Annotated in this window: 16 protein-coding genes; 6 read left to right on the top strand and 10 right to left on the bottom strand. The window is 67.6% G+C overall.

What is annotated here, in order from left to right; all coding sequences use genetic code 11:
* Positions 1-353 precede the first annotated feature (353 nt).
* On the bottom strand, positions 354-863 hold the full coding sequence (locus tag ACIBB8_RS09330) for a hypothetical protein (protein WP_398950051.1): 510 nt from the start codon (positions 861-863) through the stop codon (positions 354-356).
* Positions 864-1,027: 164 nt separating this feature from the next.
* Here ACIBB8_RS09330 and ACIBB8_RS09325 point away from each other — a divergent pair, with 164 nt between their 5' ends.
* Entirely contained in the window at positions 1,028-1,543 is a 516-nt protein-coding gene (locus ACIBB8_RS09325; RefSeq protein WP_398950128.1) for a CoA transferase, read from the top strand.
* Positions 1,544-1,673: 130 nt separating this feature from the next.
* Here ACIBB8_RS09325 and ACIBB8_RS09320 read toward each other — a convergent pair whose 3' ends face one another.
* A complete protein-coding gene (locus ACIBB8_RS09320) occupies positions 1,674-2,690 on the bottom strand; it encodes an NAD(P)H-dependent flavin oxidoreductase (protein ID WP_398950048.1) in 1,017 nt (338 codons plus the stop codon).
* Positions 2,691-3,478: 788 nt separating this feature from the next.
* Here ACIBB8_RS09320 and ACIBB8_RS09315 point away from each other — a divergent pair.
* The 3 genes from ACIBB8_RS09315 to ACIBB8_RS09305 all read left to right on the top strand — a co-directional run bounded on the left by ACIBB8_RS09315 (position 3,479) and on the right by ACIBB8_RS09305 (position 5,480).
* Positions 3,479-4,222 (top strand): SDR family oxidoreductase, encoded by a 744-nt coding sequence (locus tag ACIBB8_RS09315; protein WP_398950045.1) that lies wholly within the window; start codon positions 3,479-3,481, stop codon positions 4,220-4,222.
* Positions 4,223-4,308: 86 nt separating this feature from the next.
* The gene (locus ACIBB8_RS09310; protein WP_398950043.1) at positions 4,309-4,872 is read left to right on the top strand and encodes a hypothetical protein; all 564 of its coding nucleotides are present in this window, start codon (positions 4,309-4,311) and stop codon (positions 4,870-4,872) included.
* A 302-nt stretch (positions 4,873-5,174) separates the two neighbouring features.
* A complete protein-coding gene (locus ACIBB8_RS09305) occupies positions 5,175-5,480 on the top strand; it encodes a hypothetical protein (RefSeq protein ID WP_398950041.1) in 306 nt (101 codons plus the stop codon).
* 49 nt (positions 5,481-5,529) lie between these two features.
* On the opposite strand, the gene ACIBB8_RS09300 is transcribed toward ACIBB8_RS09305, so the two are convergent.
* The 4 genes from ACIBB8_RS09300 to ACIBB8_RS09285 form a co-directional block, all read right to left on the bottom strand.
* A complete protein-coding gene (locus ACIBB8_RS09300; protein WP_398950039.1) occupies positions 5,530-5,766 on the bottom strand; it encodes a helix-turn-helix transcriptional regulator in 237 nt (78 codons plus the stop codon).
* 16 nt (positions 5,767-5,782) lie between these two features.
* Positions 5,783-6,529: a hypothetical protein gene (locus tag ACIBB8_RS09295; RefSeq protein WP_398950037.1), complete on the bottom strand. Its 747-nt coding sequence runs from the start codon at positions 6,527-6,529 to the stop codon at positions 5,783-5,785.
* A 78-nt stretch (positions 6,530-6,607) separates the two neighbouring features.
* Positions 6,608-6,811 (bottom strand): ATP-binding protein, encoded by a 204-nt coding sequence (locus ACIBB8_RS09290; RefSeq protein WP_398950126.1) that lies wholly within the window; start codon positions 6,809-6,811, stop codon positions 6,608-6,610.
* A 799-nt stretch (positions 6,812-7,610) separates the two neighbouring features.
* Positions 7,611-8,048, bottom strand: a complete 438-nt coding sequence (locus tag ACIBB8_RS09285; protein ID WP_398950035.1) for an alpha/beta fold hydrolase — start codon at positions 8,046-8,048, stop codon at positions 7,611-7,613.
* A gap of 476 nt (positions 8,049-8,524) precedes the next feature.
* Between ACIBB8_RS09285 and ACIBB8_RS09280 the strand changes: the two genes are divergently transcribed.
* Both ACIBB8_RS09280 and ACIBB8_RS09275 read left to right on the top strand, forming a co-directional pair.
* On the top strand, positions 8,525-9,244 hold the full coding sequence (locus ACIBB8_RS09280; RefSeq protein ID WP_398950033.1) for a hypothetical protein: 720 nt from the start codon (positions 8,525-8,527) through the stop codon (positions 9,242-9,244).
* 73 nt (positions 9,245-9,317) lie between these two features.
* On the top strand, positions 9,318-9,749 hold the full coding sequence (locus ACIBB8_RS09275; RefSeq protein WP_398950031.1) for an OsmC family peroxiredoxin: 432 nt from the start codon (positions 9,318-9,320) through the stop codon (positions 9,747-9,749).
* 668 nt (positions 9,750-10,417) lie between these two features.
* Here the strand turns inward: ACIBB8_RS09275 and ACIBB8_RS09270 are convergent.
* The 4 genes from ACIBB8_RS09270 to ACIBB8_RS09255 are packed head-to-tail and all read right to left on the bottom strand — an operon-like array spanning position 10,418 to position 14,590.
* Entirely contained in the window at positions 10,418-10,882 is a 465-nt protein-coding gene (locus ACIBB8_RS09270) for an SsgA family sporulation/cell division regulator (RefSeq protein ID WP_398950029.1), read from the bottom strand.
* Positions 10,883-11,323, bottom strand: a complete 441-nt coding sequence (locus ACIBB8_RS09265) for a hypothetical protein (protein ID WP_398950124.1) — start codon at positions 11,321-11,323, stop codon at positions 10,883-10,885.
* Between the two features lie 50 nt (positions 11,324-11,373).
* Complete coding sequence (locus ACIBB8_RS09260; protein ID WP_398950027.1) at positions 11,374-11,835, bottom strand: hypothetical protein; 462 nt, start codon at positions 11,833-11,835, stop codon at positions 11,374-11,376.
* On the bottom strand, positions 11,822-14,590 hold the full coding sequence (locus ACIBB8_RS09255; RefSeq protein ID WP_398950025.1) for an AAA family ATPase: 2,769 nt from the start codon (positions 14,588-14,590) through the stop codon (positions 11,822-11,824). The genes ACIBB8_RS09260 and ACIBB8_RS09255 overlap by 14 nt, the downstream gene beginning before the upstream one ends.
* Positions 14,591-15,184 lie beyond the last annotated feature (594 nt).

Below are 15,184 nucleotides of genomic sequence, written 5' to 3'. Positions count from 1 at the left end.
CGGCAGTCGTGGTGGCTTTAAGTGGTCGGCAACCGGCGCTGCCTCGGCCGGAGCCGTATCGCTCTTCCCGAACTTGTGGGCGCACATTCGGCCATTTCCAAACTCACGCTGAGGCGGCGAGAGGGAGTGTGAGGACGGCCTGGACGAGGCCGGTGATCCGATGAAATCTCCGTCGGCCGTCAGCGATTGGCCGACGTTTGCCGCCCGCTGTTCGCCTTGTGCGGTGGCTACGTTGCCTCGTCCGCGCGAAGGCCGGACTGTTCACCGTTCATGTCAGGGTTCCTTCCGGGGGCGAGGCCGGTGCCCTAGATCCTCGTCCGCACAAGCCTCCCGGTGAATCAGTCATCTGACCGTCACCGTGACTCGGTACGAACCTCTCCGGATTCGATGGAGGGCACTGATTCTTGGAAGGGTGCACCAACTGCCCCGGCCGTAGCGCCACCGTCGGTGTGTATAGGGGGCGGCTTGCTGGACTGGCGGGAGCGCCGGTGAGTGGTCTGTTTCAACTCCTCGGTCAGGCCGAGTTCTTTCATCCGTGTGCAGAACGTCGAGCGGGTCAGGAGCAGCCGCTCCGCTTCCTGGGGATCCTCCAGTTCCCGGCGGTAGCGCTGACGGACGAGGGTCTCTACGTCCTCGTACACGCCGTTCACCCGCTCGCCGGATTCGCGGGCGTGGCGGGCGACGACTTCGGGCATCAGTGCAATGCCCCGCTTGTTGGTGCGGCCGCCTGGGTCGGGAGTGCGCGTCTTGGGGCCGTCGTGCAGCAAGACCAGGGGGTTCTCGTCCGTGGCTCTCCACTTGCGGCGTCTGTCGTCGAGGGCCCGCGAGGTTGCGTCCGTGGCGACGTAGGCCAGGCTGGTCACATTACGGGCCTGCAGCTTCTGGCTTAGAGGGGGTTTTCTCCCGTTGTTTCACCCTGATATACGGATTTCATCCGGTGATGTTGGGTCGCGCCAGGAGAAGGTGGTCTCACCGGTCAGGCGGCGGGTCATGAGGTCGGTCATGGCCAGGTGCATCATGACGGCACCTGGTTCATGTTGGCGACGTCACTTACGCATCCGGCGGGGGTGGCCCGGGCCATCAGGCACACCGAGTTGATCGGGGTCCCCGATTCTCGGACCTGGGGCGTCTCACCAAGAACTCCGCCGTGTCGGCGGAGCTGTTCGACCAGGCGTTCGGCTCGCGGTCGTTCGACCACTGGAAGGATGCCCTGTCCCGCGAACGAGTCACTTTCGCGGTGATTCAGATGCCGGAGGACTCCGCCAAGGATCCGCAGCTGCGCGCGAACGAGATCGTCGTGCCGATCGAAGGCGTCGCGGGGATGGGGTACACCGTCAACAGGCCGGTCACCCTGCGCGGGATCCCGAAGGTCCCGGCCAAGCGGGCGCCGGAGTTGGAGGAGCACAACGACGAGATCCTCGCCGGCCTGTGCTCGGCCCGCGGAGATTGCCGAGCTGCGCGCCCGGGGAACGGTGCCCCAGAACGGACAGGGAGCGGCGGGGTCCTGATCCGTGCCGGTGCGGGCGAGGCCCGGCACCGGTGAGCCGGACGTCGAACGTGTCTGCTCACCGGTGCGGGGCCTCGGCGGTTCCATGTCCCCACGCGCCGGCGCGGACGCCCGCCCGCGCACTCGACGGCCAGGGACTTCACGCCAGACCGCAGACCGCCTTCGGTCAGCGGCCCGGCCGGGTCAGCACCCGTTCGGCCTGGTCCATCAGGTCGCGCACGATCTGCCGGGCGGGCTTGATCTCATGGATCAGGCCGACACCCTGCCCCATCAGCCACGGCATCTCCTCCCAGTCAGCCCGGGTCTGGGGAATCGGAGGCAGCACGTTGAACTTGCGGAGCACGATCTCCTCCCCTTGGAACACCGTGGTGCCGACCTGTTCGAGCGAGTCGCGGACCGCCGGGACCTGGTCCGCGCGGTCGTGCCAGTCGGTCACCACCCGGTCGCGCTGGACCCGCATCGGGTTGAGCTCCGGCCATTCCGGGCCGAAGATCGAGGTGAGAACGGTCTCGTCTCCCCGCGCCGCGATCAGCCGACGGTGGTGCTCAGGATGCACGTTCGCCTCGGCGGAGGCGACCAGCCGGGTCCCCACCCACACGCCGTCGGCGCCCAGACACAACGCCGCGGCGACCTGGCGGCCGTCGGTGATGCCCCCGGCGGCGAGAACCAGCGCCCTGTCTCCCACGGCGTCGACGACCGCCGGCAGGCCGACCATGGTGGGCAGTCCGCCGAAATTGTGCCCGCCGGCCTCCCAGCCCTGGTTCACGACGACCTCGACGCCGTCGTCGACCGCACGCTCCGCGGCTTCGACCGAGCCCACCTGCTCCCACACGGACACGCCGGCCGCGCGCAGCAGCTTTACCTGGTCGGCCGGCGGGTGCCCCCAGTGGAAGGAGACGATCGGCACTTGTTCCTCGGCGCAGATGCGAACCTGTTCGGCGGTGTCGAAATACGAGATCAGGTTGATGTTGAACGGCCCCGCCCCGACGCGCTGCCGGAGGTCGGCGATGATGCGGCGCAGCTCGTCCGTCGGAAGGAGCGCGGCGCCCACCGCTCCGATCCCCCCGCCCGCGGTGACGGCTGCCGCCAGATCCGGGGTGCCGCCCGCGAAGGCCATGCCGGCGCCGGCAAAGGGATACGCGACAGCGAACTTCTCGGTGAACCTGGTGGACAGAACTCCCATGGTTTCCTCCTCGTGGGTCGGACCACCGACGACCGCCTGCGTGGGTGGTATGACCTCAGCGTGGCGCAACTGCCAGTCGTTTTCGCCCGGGTGACCCACGGGCCTGACCCCTGGCGGGCGCGCGGCCAGACCGGCGAGCCTCTCGCGTCGGCTTCGAATGCCGGGCAGTGCGCCGGCTTCGAATGCCGGGCCGTGCGGCGACGAGCCGAACCCGCGCGCGATCCCGAGCCTGCGCCGTCAAGGCTCTGATCGCGTCGGCCCCGGCTGCCGGCCATGGAGCCGGTCCGAATCCTGTCCCCCGGCGACCCCGTGGCGGGCCAACGCCTCCGCCACTTCCCGGCGCGTGCTGATCCCGAGCTTGCGACGCCGTCTTGCCGATCCCTGTCCCGCCGCTGATCACCAGGGCACCGCCGTGGCTCTCCCGCACGGTGCCCAGCAACCGCTTGAGGACCGCCGACTTCGTGCGGCGGTTGGCCGGCAGCAGTACGGGGGCCCGGCGACATCTGCTCAGACACCTGATCGTTTGTACCCTGCACGGCGCGCCGCGCCAGGAGGAATACACCATGGAGTGGGATCAGATGTGCCGAATCCGCCTCCTGCCCCCGGGTCCGGTTGACGGAAAGTCGCCTCCACCGTGGTGCCTGGCCGGCGCCGACGCCACCACCAGGCTTCGAACGGGGGCAGACCGGTGTCACACCCGGGTGTCCCTCGGGTGTGACGCAACCGCCGGAGCGCGATGCTTCTGCCCAGGCACGGCCTTCGGCCAGCGGCTACACATTGGAGGAACGATGACGGATGCGAGCGCCGCCGCTCTGACAGCGCGCGAGCAGGACCTTGCCGGACAGCGGCTGATCGTGATCGGCGGCAGCTGCGGCATCGGGCTCAAGACCGCCCAGCTCGCCCGCGCCAGGGGCGCGGCCATCATCCTGGTCGCCCGTGATCCGGATCCGCTGCACCGCGCCGGCCTCGAACTGGAGGCCGGTATTTCCGCCTTCGACGCCACAGACTTCGACCGGCTCGGACGCTTCTTCGACGCGCTGCCGGAGCCTGTCGACCACGTGGTGGTCACGGGTCGCGCCCCGGGTGCGGTCCCGCAGGGCGAATTCGATCTCCACACGGCGCGACGCGACGTCGATTTACATCTTCTGCTGCCGCTGCACATCGCCCGGCGGGCCGCCCACGCGCTCCGCCCGGCGGGGAGCTTGCTGCTCATCGGCGGGGCCGCCGCTCGCCGAGGTACGGCGGACGCGATGGCCGCGGCGCTCACTGCGGCCAGGCCAGCCCTGACCCGCAGCCTGGCCCTGGACCTCGCGCCGGTCCGGGTGAACGCGATCACCGCGAGCTTCACCAGCACACCGCCGTCGGCCGCACCGTCCGGGCAGCCCAGCGACCGCGGGCGATCGACACTGCTGGCCGAACGGTCCGTGGGCCCGGCCGACCTTGCCGCGCTGGCCGTCCACCTCATGCTGGACACCGCCGTCACGGGCGCGACGGTGGACATCGCCGACGGCCGGCGCTACGTCCCCGAATGACCACGCCGCGCTCCGGACCGGTGCCGCCCGTGATCGTCACCGTTCCGCCGGCCAGCAGAGACATCGATCAAGACTGGGAGGTCCTCATGCGAACTCGAACCAACCGCGTGCCCCCGCTGCCGGCAGCGGCGGCCGGCCTGCTCGCAGGGGCCGTAGGGACCGTCTGCCTGGACGCCGTCAACTACGTGAAGTACCGCCGGGCGGGCGGGACGGACGGACCGCTGTCCTGGGAGTTCCCCGCGGTCGAGAACTGGCAGGCGGCTCCCGACCCCGGGCGGCTGGCCAAGCGCGTGATCGAGAAGCTCACCCGGCGCGAACTGCCCGACCGGGCGGCCGGGATCACGAGCACCGTCGCCCACTGGGGCTATGGATCGACGGCCGGCGCGGCCTACGGCATCGTCATCGGATTGCTGGCCGGGCCGGCTGCCGGATACGGGGTGCCCTTCGGCGCCGCCGTGTTCGCCAACGACTACATCACCCTGCCGATCGCCGGGATCTACCAGCCGATCTGGAAGTACAGCGCCAAGGTCCTGGGCTGGGATCTCGGCGCCCACCTGGCGTACGGCGCGGGCACCGGAATCGCCTTCAAGCTGCTCGCCAAAGCAGGGTCGGCCGCGACCCGGCGCAGCAGCGCGGGCCGTCACGCCTGACGTTCCGCCTTCTACGACAGGAGAGAGCCGATGGCGAACTTCGACTACGGCGTATTGATCAGCGGTTCGGGGTTCGGCGGAAGCGCCGCCGTGCTGCGGGCCGCCGAGAAGGGCTACCGGGTCGGAGTCCTGTGATCCGGCCGGCGCTGGAGGGACCAGGACGGCTCAAAGCCCTGGTGGAATCTGCCGGGCTTCCTGTGGTTCCCCGGCGCCGAACTGTACGGGATCCAGCGGATCGAATACCTCGACGACGTACTCGTACTGAGCGGCGCAGGCGTCGCCCGAGTGTCCTGTGCGCTCTGGTGGCCCTGCTGCTGTCGCTGCTCTATATGGGCGGCATCCTGAGTCCTGACCGGAACCTGCACGAGCTGCCGATCGGCCTGGTCGATCTGGACCAGGGGCCGCCGCTGCCGGGCCAGCAGACCTTGGGCGCGCAGGTGGGCCAGGTGGTCGTCGATTCGCCCCCGGCCGACACGGTGGAGTGGCGCCTGCTCGATCAGGCCCGCCTGCACGAAGAGCTGGCCTCTGGCAAGATCTACGGCGCGCTCGTCATGCCGGCCGGCTTCACCGCGCCGGTGGCGGCGCTGAAGAACCACGACGCCTGCTGAGCATGGCAGCCGACCGTGTGCCGACTGCCGCCCGTGGCGGCCCGGACCGCTATCCATCGGTCGCCGGGTGCCCACGATCGGCCAGCGCCACGTTCAACTGTCGGCGGGAAGTGATCCCGAGCTTGGCGAAGACCTTGCGCAGATGCCATTCGACCGTTCGCGCACTGATGAACAGCTGGGTGCCGATCTCCTGGTTTGACAGGCCGTCCCGCCCGAGCCGTGCGATGAGCGCTTCCTGCTCCGTGAGTTGATCGGCGGCATCGGCGACGTACAGGCGCACGGTCACACCGGTGGGGTGCAGCTCACCTCGGGCGCGGTCCGCGAAGCCGTCGCTTCGGCCAGGGCACGGTGCACCCGACGGCGTCGGCGGCCTGGTAGGCGGCGGAACGGACGAGCGGGTGCGTGAACTCGACACGGAGGCGAACCTCGACCAGCCCGGCGTCGGCCGCCGCGGCTGCCGCCGTCATATCGACGCCGAGGGCTGCGGCGGCCCGGCTGAGCAACGCCGGATCACCGAGCGGTTCCACGGCGGCGGCGAGGACGAGCAGTTGGGTGTTCGTCGGGAGCCGCCGGAGACGCTGGAGGTAGCTGTCCTCGATCTTTCCGGCTATCGGCCGGCTCGCGGGCAGCCCGAAACCGCCGGCCACATCAGCACTCCAGGTATGCGGCAGCTCCAGGAGGGCCAGGGGGCTGCCGCGGCTCTCGGTGACGATCTGGTCGACGACCGCAGCGTCGATCGGGCCGTACACGTGACCGAGCAGCAGCCGTCGGGCGTCGCGGTTGCCGAGCCCATGGACGTCGAGCCGGGGCAGGCCGACCAGCACGCCGTCTCCGGCTCCGGTGCGCGCCGCGCAGACCAGGGCGACCCGTTCGTCGAACAGGCGGCGGGCGACGAAGGCGAGTAGCTGGGCGGATGCGCCGTCCAGCCACTGTGCGTCGTCGACCACGCAGGCCAGCGGCCTCCGCTCGGCAGCCTGCGCCACCAGCGTCAGAGTGGCCAGCCCGACCAGGAACCGATCTGGCGTGGGGCCGGCACTGAGCCCGAACACCGTCGCGAGCGCGTCCCGCAGCGGAACCGGGAGCTCGTCGAGATGGTCCAGAAGGGGCGTGCATAGCTGGTGCAGGCTCTAAGGCAGCTCCCGCTCCGATTCCACCCCCACGACCGACGCGACCTGCCACTCGCCGGTGATCTGGTCGGTGAGGTGTCCCAGCAGCGCGCTCTTGCCGACGCCCGCCTCCCCACGCAGTACCAGGACGCGACTGGTGCCGGCGCGTACGTCGGCCACGACCTTGTCCAGTGCGGCACATTCCTCCCGGCGCCCGAGTAACACACCCAATGCACGATCCCGTACTCTCCCGTGGCCATCCCCATCGCCCGTCACCGTCCGGCCCGGCGAACGCCGCAGTGTGCACCCAACGGCGAATGAACAGATCGCGTCACACGCCGTCCCGGCACTTGATGCGGGCGGCGCGAGGCGCCGTGCAGGCATGCGTCCACCCTGGCGGAATACAGCCGGGGAGCAAAAGGGCCGGGTAGAGCCAATTTCGATGCTTCGCCCGCTGACAGGTCGATTTGCCCTTCGCCGGCCGCCTGCGCTGCTGGTCACCCCGCCGTCTCCGGGCGATCTCCCGTTTCGTTCGGCAAGACCCGCCTCGTTCAGTAAGAGTCGCGCGGAACCACAGGGCGAAGCCCGAGTCACCGAGGCACTGGCGAGGATCGATCGCGGTGACGCGCCACCGGACGGCTTCTTCGTGGTGTCAGGGGCGCCGGCCACCTGAGATCAGCACCGCTCAGCACGCCGTCGGCTGCCTGCCGCTCGGGGCCGGCGGGAGCGTCACGGCTGCCGGCATCTCGCCACGATCGGCCGACCCGCCGCACGGACGGGGTCTGTTCGTTGCTCCGGCCAGACCAGCGTCGCCCACCGCTCCACCACGGCCGTCGCCGGCTCAGCCTCGCGCGCCGGACTGCGGTCTGCAGGCTGTTGGGCCCAGACCCCGGGTTCGGGCGGGACCATGCCGAAGCCGGCGGCCATGCTTTCCAGCATGTGCCTGAGGAGGCGCATGGGATCCATGGGTGGTAACTCCTTCCACATCGAACAAGGCGCCTGGCGGGCGCGGGTGGTCAGCGGCTCAGGGGGATGACAGAAACGCGCGCACGTCGGCCGCGAAGGTCCGCGCGTGCTGAAACAGGAACCCATGAGCAGAGTCCGGATAGAGCTTGACGAACGCGTCGGGGACAAGGCTGGCCGTCAGATGCGAGTACCAGGGCAGGATCACCCGGTCGTCATCGCCGTTCGCGATGAACACCGGCTGCTCGATCGCCGAAAGCCGTTGCAGCAGACCGAAGTTCGGCGTCCCCCATTTCAGGACCGCGTCGTACTGGGCGTTGCGAGTCCGCCAACTGGCCTGTTCGTCGCGCCCCTCGGTACGGGCATAGATCCGCCCCAGGACCTGTTCGCCGGCGGTTCTGCTGGAAGGCGAGTCGGTGAAGGACGCGTGCAGGTATCCCTCGGGGCCGCTTTTCGGCTCTCCGATCGCGCCGATGGTGTCCGCAGCCCAGCCGTGCATCCCCGGCGCGCCCTGGGGCGCGGTCGAAGTTAGAGTGCCCGGCAGTAGGCTTCGCGGCGTCGCGGGGCCGGCGCACGCACCTCGCGGCGTTGTCGTCAATCACCAACGCTCCGCGTTGGCTCAATCCTCCGCCTTGCGATGCACGCACCCCAGCCCCGCTCCTTCACCCGCGCTGCCTACTGCCTCCCGATCATCCGCTGGTTTCGCCCGAGTTCGCGCCCGTGCTCACCCCGGGTTGGACACCAGTGGCAGCCCTGGTCGGGGCCCCGTCCGATCCCTGGTCCGCTGTACCAGTGGCCGTCACGGGGTGAACGATCGGGCTCGAATGCGACTCTGAGGCCAAGGCCGTACGCGGCCGGCTCCAAACGTGAGAACTGAACGACGTCGGGCCCGCGACCGGCCTGCGATCGACGCGGAGCAGATCACAGTCGAAGTACTCGACGGCCCGCTCAGGGCCGAGCAGGAGGCAGAAAACCATGAATCCCATTCTCGGCGAGGCCCTGGACGCCCACGGCGGTATGGAGCGTTGGCGCCGGTTCGACACGGTGCGTGCAACCCTCGTCAGCGGTGGTGACCTATTCATCATCAAGGGAATCCCGCAGGATCCGACGCCCCGCGAGATGACGGCGTCGCTACACCGAGAACACGCCTCGGTCGCGCCGTTCGGAGCACTCGATCAGCACAGCGACTTCACCCCGGACCGTGTCGCCATCGAGAAGGCCGACGGTACGGTCGTCGCAGAGCGCACAGAGCCACGCAAGGCTTTCCAAGGCCACGTCCTGGAGACTCCGTGGGACCCCCTGGACCGTGCCTACTTCAACGGCTATGCGCTCTGGACCTACCTCACCACGCCTTTCCTGTTGGCCATGCCCGAAGTCGAGGTCGAGGAGATCGAACCCTGGCGGGAGCAGGGGCAGGAATGGCGCGGACTTCGTGCGACCTTCCCGTCCACTTTCGCCGGTCACAGCACCCGTCAGGACTTCTACTTCGGCCCGGACAGGCTCCTGCGCCGTCACGACTACCACGTCGACATCGCCGGCGGCTTCGCCGCTGCGCAGTACGTCTACGACATCGTCGAAGTCGACGGCATCCGGCTGCCGACCAGGCGCCGTGCGTATCGTCGCGACGGCGCTCTGCGGCCGATCAAAAGCCAGGTCATGGTGGCCATGGACCTCAGCGACATCCGGTTCAGCTGAGGTCGGCATCGCCACCGGTCACCCATGCTCGACACGCGAGAACATCACCCATCGACAACCTGTGGGAGGAATCATGCCCGTCTCCAAGGCAAACGCCATCTGGAACGGTGACATCCCGAGCGGATCCGGCACCTTCACCGCCGGTGACAGCATCACGGGAGGGGTCACCAGCAAGTCCCGCTTCGAGGGCGGTCCCGGCTCCAACCCGGAGCAGCTCATCGCCGCAGCTCACGCTTCCTGCTTCTCGATGGCCTTCGCCGGCGCGCTGGCCGACGCGGGCTACCCCGCCGAGTCGATCGAGACTGCTGCCTCGGTGACCCTGCGGCCCGTCGACGGCGCCCCGACGATCACAAAGATCGAACTTGTCACCAGTGGCAGGGTTCCCGGAATCCAGGCGGACAGGTTCGGTGAAATCGCCGCCTCGGCGAAGGCGACCTGCCCGGTCGGCCGGGCGCTGGCAGGCGTCCCTGAAGTCACGCTGCTGGCGACGCTTCTAGAGGGGTGAGCGCCGTGTTGGATGCCGCCCTGAGGCCGTCCGTGGAACCCGATGATCGAGCCCCAATGACGAGAGAAGCTGAGATGGGTGAGGCTGTCCGTACGTAGGACGTGGTCGTCGTCGGTGTCGGCCCGGTCGGCCAGAACCTTGCCGAACGCAGCCGTGGCTCTGCTGGTTTGATATGAAACCGTCAGAGCCAGCACCCACACCGCCAGGTTGAGCACCGTCATCGCGGAGCACGAACTACTTGGCTGAACTTGGTGTCAGAGGATCTCCTTCGTACACACGGACACAGCTCGACCGCCTTCGACGGATCACGGTGCACTCCCCTGATAGAGACGTCGTCCGGCCGACAGTACGTCATGTGGTCGTGGTGTCGACCCGCACCAGCGCTGCCTTGCCCGACATCCTGGGCATCGCCACCGCACGCGCATGGAAGAGCTGCTGGACTCGTCCAGCGTCGCCATCGTCGGCATGGTGCCGCCGAAACGGTTGCGGCATGCCAAGCCGGCATTCCCGACCACCAGCGAGGTCTGGCTCCGATTCCTGCGTTGTTCGATGTCCGCAGGCAAAGACATCTCCAACGATCAGCGCACAGCACCGAATTCCGAGGAATCCCCGGCAACTTCAGATCTCATATACATACCGCACCGCCTGGATCACCAAGCAGTATCCGCTCATCTCATGAATCTGGCGATGACACCATCGAGACGCAGGAGATGGCCTTCGGAGCCGAGTGCAACACCTTCCTGGGTACGCTCGAGGAAGTCGCGCACCGCCGTGGCCGGGACGGCCACCGTCGCCTGTTCTCCTGGGGCGCCGACTGTGATGAGGACAGTGTCGAGTGCGGTGACAGGGGAACGATCCCGCCACGTGACCGGCCGGACTCGCACCTCACCGACGCCGGTCGGCTCAGCAGACCCTGTGATGAGCACGTCACGACTGAAGACCCACTCCGGCAGCCTGGTGCCCTCGATACGCACCCTCATGCGCACGGCGTAGGGATCCTTCGAGGTGTACACGAAGGCGGTGAGGGCCGGAACGAAGAGGTCTTCGTCCAAGAGGACCGCCGCGTCGGATTTGACCATGACACGGAAATTCTTGCGACGCAGATACTTGTAAGGGAAGCGGAGGCGATTCATTCATATGCTCCATTCGGAGGGAGGACTCTGAGTCCTCAACGCCAAGATTCCGTTGCTCCGTAGAACAAATGGCCGGTCGTCTCTATTTCGGAGATGGCGCGAGCCGATGGCCAGGACTGGCAGACCAAACTCCTGGGGCCACCCGGGTCGCCACCGGCTGAGCCACTCGTCGAAGTCCTCTCGCAGGAACCGAGGATCTACCGGCTTCAGCCGAATCTGGGGCCGTTCATCAACCCACCAGACCTCAAACTCAGCCTCGGTGCCCTCCGTCGGCCACCGAGCGGCATCTTCCGGCAGCAACAGCACGTCGACGAAGCCGCCGACGACGAGTCCGATGTCCACGAAGACGCCGATCGTGCCCGGCCTTGGTACCCGGACCACCCTTCCGGAAATGCGCTGCCCGAAGTGCAGTCGGCGACGTGTCTCCTCCCGCTCCTGCATGCTCACCACCAGGACATCCTCCCAGGGCACGAGCCCTTACGGGACAGCCTTCAGGTTCCGTTCGGGCCGGAGCGGTCGCCCACCGCCGCGAGCAATTCGAGCGGTAGTTCCTTGTCCTCCTGTCCGATAGCGAGCCCGAGCCGGCGGCCGGAGCTCTGGTGCGGCCACAGCTCGATGCTTCCAGCCATCTGGCTCAAGCTATTGATCGGCTCGGACACCGTCTCTCCCTCAACGCCAGCCCTCAGATACAGCAACAGGTCAACTGCGAGCGGCTCGCCCCAGCGTGCTGTCAGGGCTGCAACCAGTGCGTCTAGGCAGGTCTGCATGTCCGCGTCGGCTTCGCGTGCCACTTGGCCATCATCGTCATCCCAGAACTCGGCTGAAACTCCGGCGTCGTGGAGTGCCCTGTCAGCAGGATCCACATGCTCGAGCGCCAAATGTTCGGCCGCGCAGGATTCGAACTCGTCCGCAGGCGCGTTCTGTTGGCGTGACCGAGCGTCACCGGACGTCACGAAGTGGACCAGAGCCCCGCCAAACGTTCGGCGATCTCGTCACGGCCAAAGCGTCGGCGATCTCCTTACGGGAGCTGATGCCGAGCTTTGTGAACACCTTGGAAAGGTGATATTCGACGGTACGAGGACTGAGGTAGAGCTGTGCCGCGATCTCAGGGTTCGTGAACCGCTCTGACGCCAAGCGGGCGATCTGCGCTTCTCGGGCGGTTAGTTCGGGAACCGAACCCATCATCCGCTTCTCCATGGTTCCGCCGGTGGCCAGAAGGCCGTTGCGGGCCCGCTCAGCAAAGCCCCGCGCTCCCATCGCCACGAAGGCGCTGTGCGCCGCCTTCAACTGGACACTCGCATCGGCGTTTCGGTTCGCGCGGCGCAGCCATTCGCCGTAGTTCAGTTGAGCGCGAGCGTGAAGCACGACGACCCGCGAGCGCCCGAGCTGGTCGACGGCCTCCCGATGGAAAGTCTCTGCTACCGCATCGTCACTGAGCATCGCGTGTGCGGCGGCCTCGACACCGCGCGCCCATTCGGTGGTACTGGTCCGTGAACGCTCAGTCAGCCGGGAAAAGGCCGTTTCGGCAGCTTCCCGGTCACCGCTTCGTACAGCTGCTTCGATCAACTCGGGCAGTACCCAGACGCTGAACCCCAGCCCGTCGGGATCGTATGCACGTTCAGCGGCTGCCGCTCCTGCCGCGTACTCTCCCAGGCCGTTGTGTAGTACAGCTGCCGCCCACTCAGCGACTTCGACGGCAAAGCCCTCGCCGTGCGCCGTCCCCGCCTCGATTGCGGCCGCCCTCAGCTTTTCCGTCAGGACCCTGTCTCCGCGCCACGCCGCGAGCAGGACGGAGAAGTCGGCGAGGGGGATGTTCCGAGTCGTGGCTGAGATTGCTTCGGCTTCCTGCACCAACTGTTCGGCGACGTTGATTTCGCCCAAGAACAGTTGGTGCGCTGCGGAGTAGTTGAGCGCGAGCGGAAGGATGGCCAGATTGCTACTCGCGCGCGCGACCCGCCCCAGCTCGCTGGCGATCGCGTCGCATGCGCCGTCGTCCCATAGGTCCATGGCGAGCTGGCATGCCAGCCAGCACCAGGCGAGATTCTCGCGGGAGAACTCCTCGCCTCGAAATGCAGTGAGCGCCTGCGCAACCATGGGCAACGCGGGCTCGTAACCGCGCGTCAACCGCGCGACAACGCTCACCAGCAATAGGTCGACCGCACGAGTCGGTGCTCCAAGACCAAGCGCCACTGCCTCAGCAGCCTCTACGACTGCTTCGGCTTTTGCGAAACGGCCACTGCGGACCGCTGCCCAAAGGGCTTCGAGGTGGGTCTCGCGCGCCAGGTCGGGGTCAAGGGGTTCAAGGCGCCTCGCCGCAGCACTCAGCAGCGACGGTGTGTCGCTTCCTCGCGTGCGGGTGAAGGCAATCTGGGCACGCAGCAGGTCGATCCGCGCCTGGTCGATCTCCTCAAGCGGCGCCGCGGCAGCGCCGGCAAGGAGGTTCTCTGCTTGTTCGAGATCTCCTGCGCCAAATTTCAGACCGGCTGCGGCCAAGGCGCGATGTCCGAACCGAACAGGATCCGGGCTCATCTCGGCCGCGCGTTCCAGAAATGCCGCAGCCGCCGCCACGCCGCCGCGAGCACGAGCACGCGAAGCCGACCTTTCGAGTTCGGCGGCCACCTCCTCATCCAGTCCAGCAACCGCGAAACTGCGATGCCAGGCGCATCGGTCAAAGTCAAGCTGTGGATCCGTCACTGAGGCGAGCGCCGCGTGGACTTGTCGACGGCGGTTCGCAGTGGCAGAGAAATACGCGGCTGAGCGTGCAAGCGGATGCCGGAAACGAATCCGTAGACCGCGTTCCACCAACCCGGCGTCCTGTGCGGGAAGCAGATCGGCTATGTTCGCCCCCAACTGCTCAGCAGCCTCCGCGATCACCCGGGGATCGCCAACGGATTCCGCGGCTGCGATGAGGAGAAGATCCTGCGTTTCCGGCGGCAGTGCCTTGACACGACGCGCGAGGCTCTCTTCTATCCGGTTGGTCAGTCCCCCCACGTCGAGCAGCCCGAAACCCCCGGCAAGCTCCGCCGGCGTCAGCCCTCGTGGAAGTTCCAGCAGCGCGAGCGGATTGCCCCGCGTCTCGGCGATGATCCGCTCGCGAACCTGCTCGTCAAGCCCCCCGGGTACCCCGGCGTCCAGGAGCAGCCGGGCGTCCGGCGCCTCGAGCCCTTCGAGCCGGAGCTCGGTCAGGCCGTCCAGTTTGCGCTCGCTCTCGGGTTCACGAACGGCAAACACCATCATGATCCGCTCAGCCTTGAGACGACGGGCGACGAAGGCCAGCGCCAGGAGTGACTCCCGATCGAGCCATTGTGCATCGTCGACGAGGCACACCACCGGGCGCTCCTCCGCTGCCTGCGAGAGCAGGCTGAGGGCCGCCAAGCTGACGAGAAACGCCTCCGGCGCCGGCCCATCCATCTGCCCGAAGGCGCGTCGAAGCGCATTGTGCTGCGGGACCGCGAGCAGCTCAGCATGCGTGATGACGAGGCCGGCCATCAACTGGAAGAGCGCGGCATACGCGAAGTCCATCTCGGCCTCGACGCCGCGAACACGTAGGAGCTGGCACCCCGACGCCTTACCGGCAACGTAGTCGAGCAAGGCAGTCTTGCCAATGCCGACTTCCCCACGGATCACCAGCGCCGAGCTCTCGCCGTCACGCGCGCGCTCGAGCAGTTGGTCGAGACCATGGCATTCCGAGGTTCTGCCCTGCAACATAGTCACAGCCCCATCACGAATCGGGTAGCCGTTCGTACCCAGTGATGCGAAGGGCCACACAGTACCGCTCCAGCATCGCCACAGGTCACGGTGCCAACCGCGCCCAGCATTGATCCGTGGAGCATGCCTTTCTCAAGCGAGGAAATTAGATCACATCAGCTCGAATGGCCAGCCTTGTGACGATGTGACTCGAACTCGCGGTCGACCGCCCCGGCAGGGCGTGCCTGCGGTGCTGCGGCAGGCCAGTGCGTCCCCGCTCCTCACACCGCTGACCGCACCTCGATCCGCGATGCGGCCAACGGTGACCCCCTGCGGTCTACGACGAGGGCCGCTGCCCTGGAACCCAGCCAGCATGATGGCCAGGTACCCCAGGGCCCCAGAAGGTCGAATCGAGGTCCACACCCGGAAATTTAGTGCCTTCCTACACGTACGGGGAAGGCTGCTCCAGCGTCGGCGCGCAAAGGAAGTAGGGAGTGCGGATGCTGGTCCGTCGCTGGTCGACCGGCGCAAGACGGGCAGTATGACCGTGTCCTGCATGGTCGGTTTGAGGAGCCTTTTGCAGCAGCAGAGTCGAGCCGGACGGCGAGATCCGCG

Origin of the sequence: Streptomyces sp. NPDC051286 (genome assembly GCF_044455345.1) — a bacterium.
Lineage (GTDB): Bacteria > Actinomycetota > Actinomycetes > Streptomycetales > Streptomycetaceae > Streptomyces.
This window is presented reverse-complemented; position numbering and strand designations above follow the sequence as displayed.

Coding starts and splice junctions, on each gene's coding strand:
- ACIBB8_RS09310 (WP_398950043.1), top strand. CDS start 4,309: ATGCGAACTCGAACCAACCGCGTGCCCCCGCTGCCGGCAGCGGCGGCC.
- ACIBB8_RS09280 (WP_398950033.1), top strand. CDS start 8,525: ATGAATCCCATTCTCGGCGAGGCCCTGGACGCCCACGGCGGTATGGAG.
- ACIBB8_RS09275 (WP_398950031.1), top strand. CDS start 9,318: ATGCCCGTCTCCAAGGCAAACGCCATCTGGAACGGTGACATCCCGAGC.
- ACIBB8_RS09320 (WP_398950048.1), bottom strand. CDS start 2,690: ATGGGAGTTCTGTCCACCAGGTTCACCGAGAAGTTCGCTGTCGCGTAT.
- ACIBB8_RS09265 (WP_398950124.1), bottom strand. CDS start 11,323: ATGCAGGAGCGGGAGGAGACACGTCGCCGACTGCACTTCGGGCAGCGC.
- ACIBB8_RS09285 (WP_398950035.1), bottom strand. CDS start 8,048: ATGCACGGCTGGGCTGCGGACACCATCGGCGCGATCGGAGAGCCGAAA.
- ACIBB8_RS09255 (WP_398950025.1), bottom strand. CDS start 14,590: ATGTTGCAGGGCAGAACCTCGGAATGCCATGGTCTCGACCAACTGCTC.
- ACIBB8_RS09315 (WP_398950045.1), top strand. CDS start 3,479: ATGACGGATGCGAGCGCCGCCGCTCTGACAGCGCGCGAGCAGGACCTT.
- ACIBB8_RS09270 (WP_398950029.1), bottom strand. CDS start 10,882: ATGAATCGCCTCCGCTTCCCTTACAAGTATCTGCGTCGCAAGAATTTC.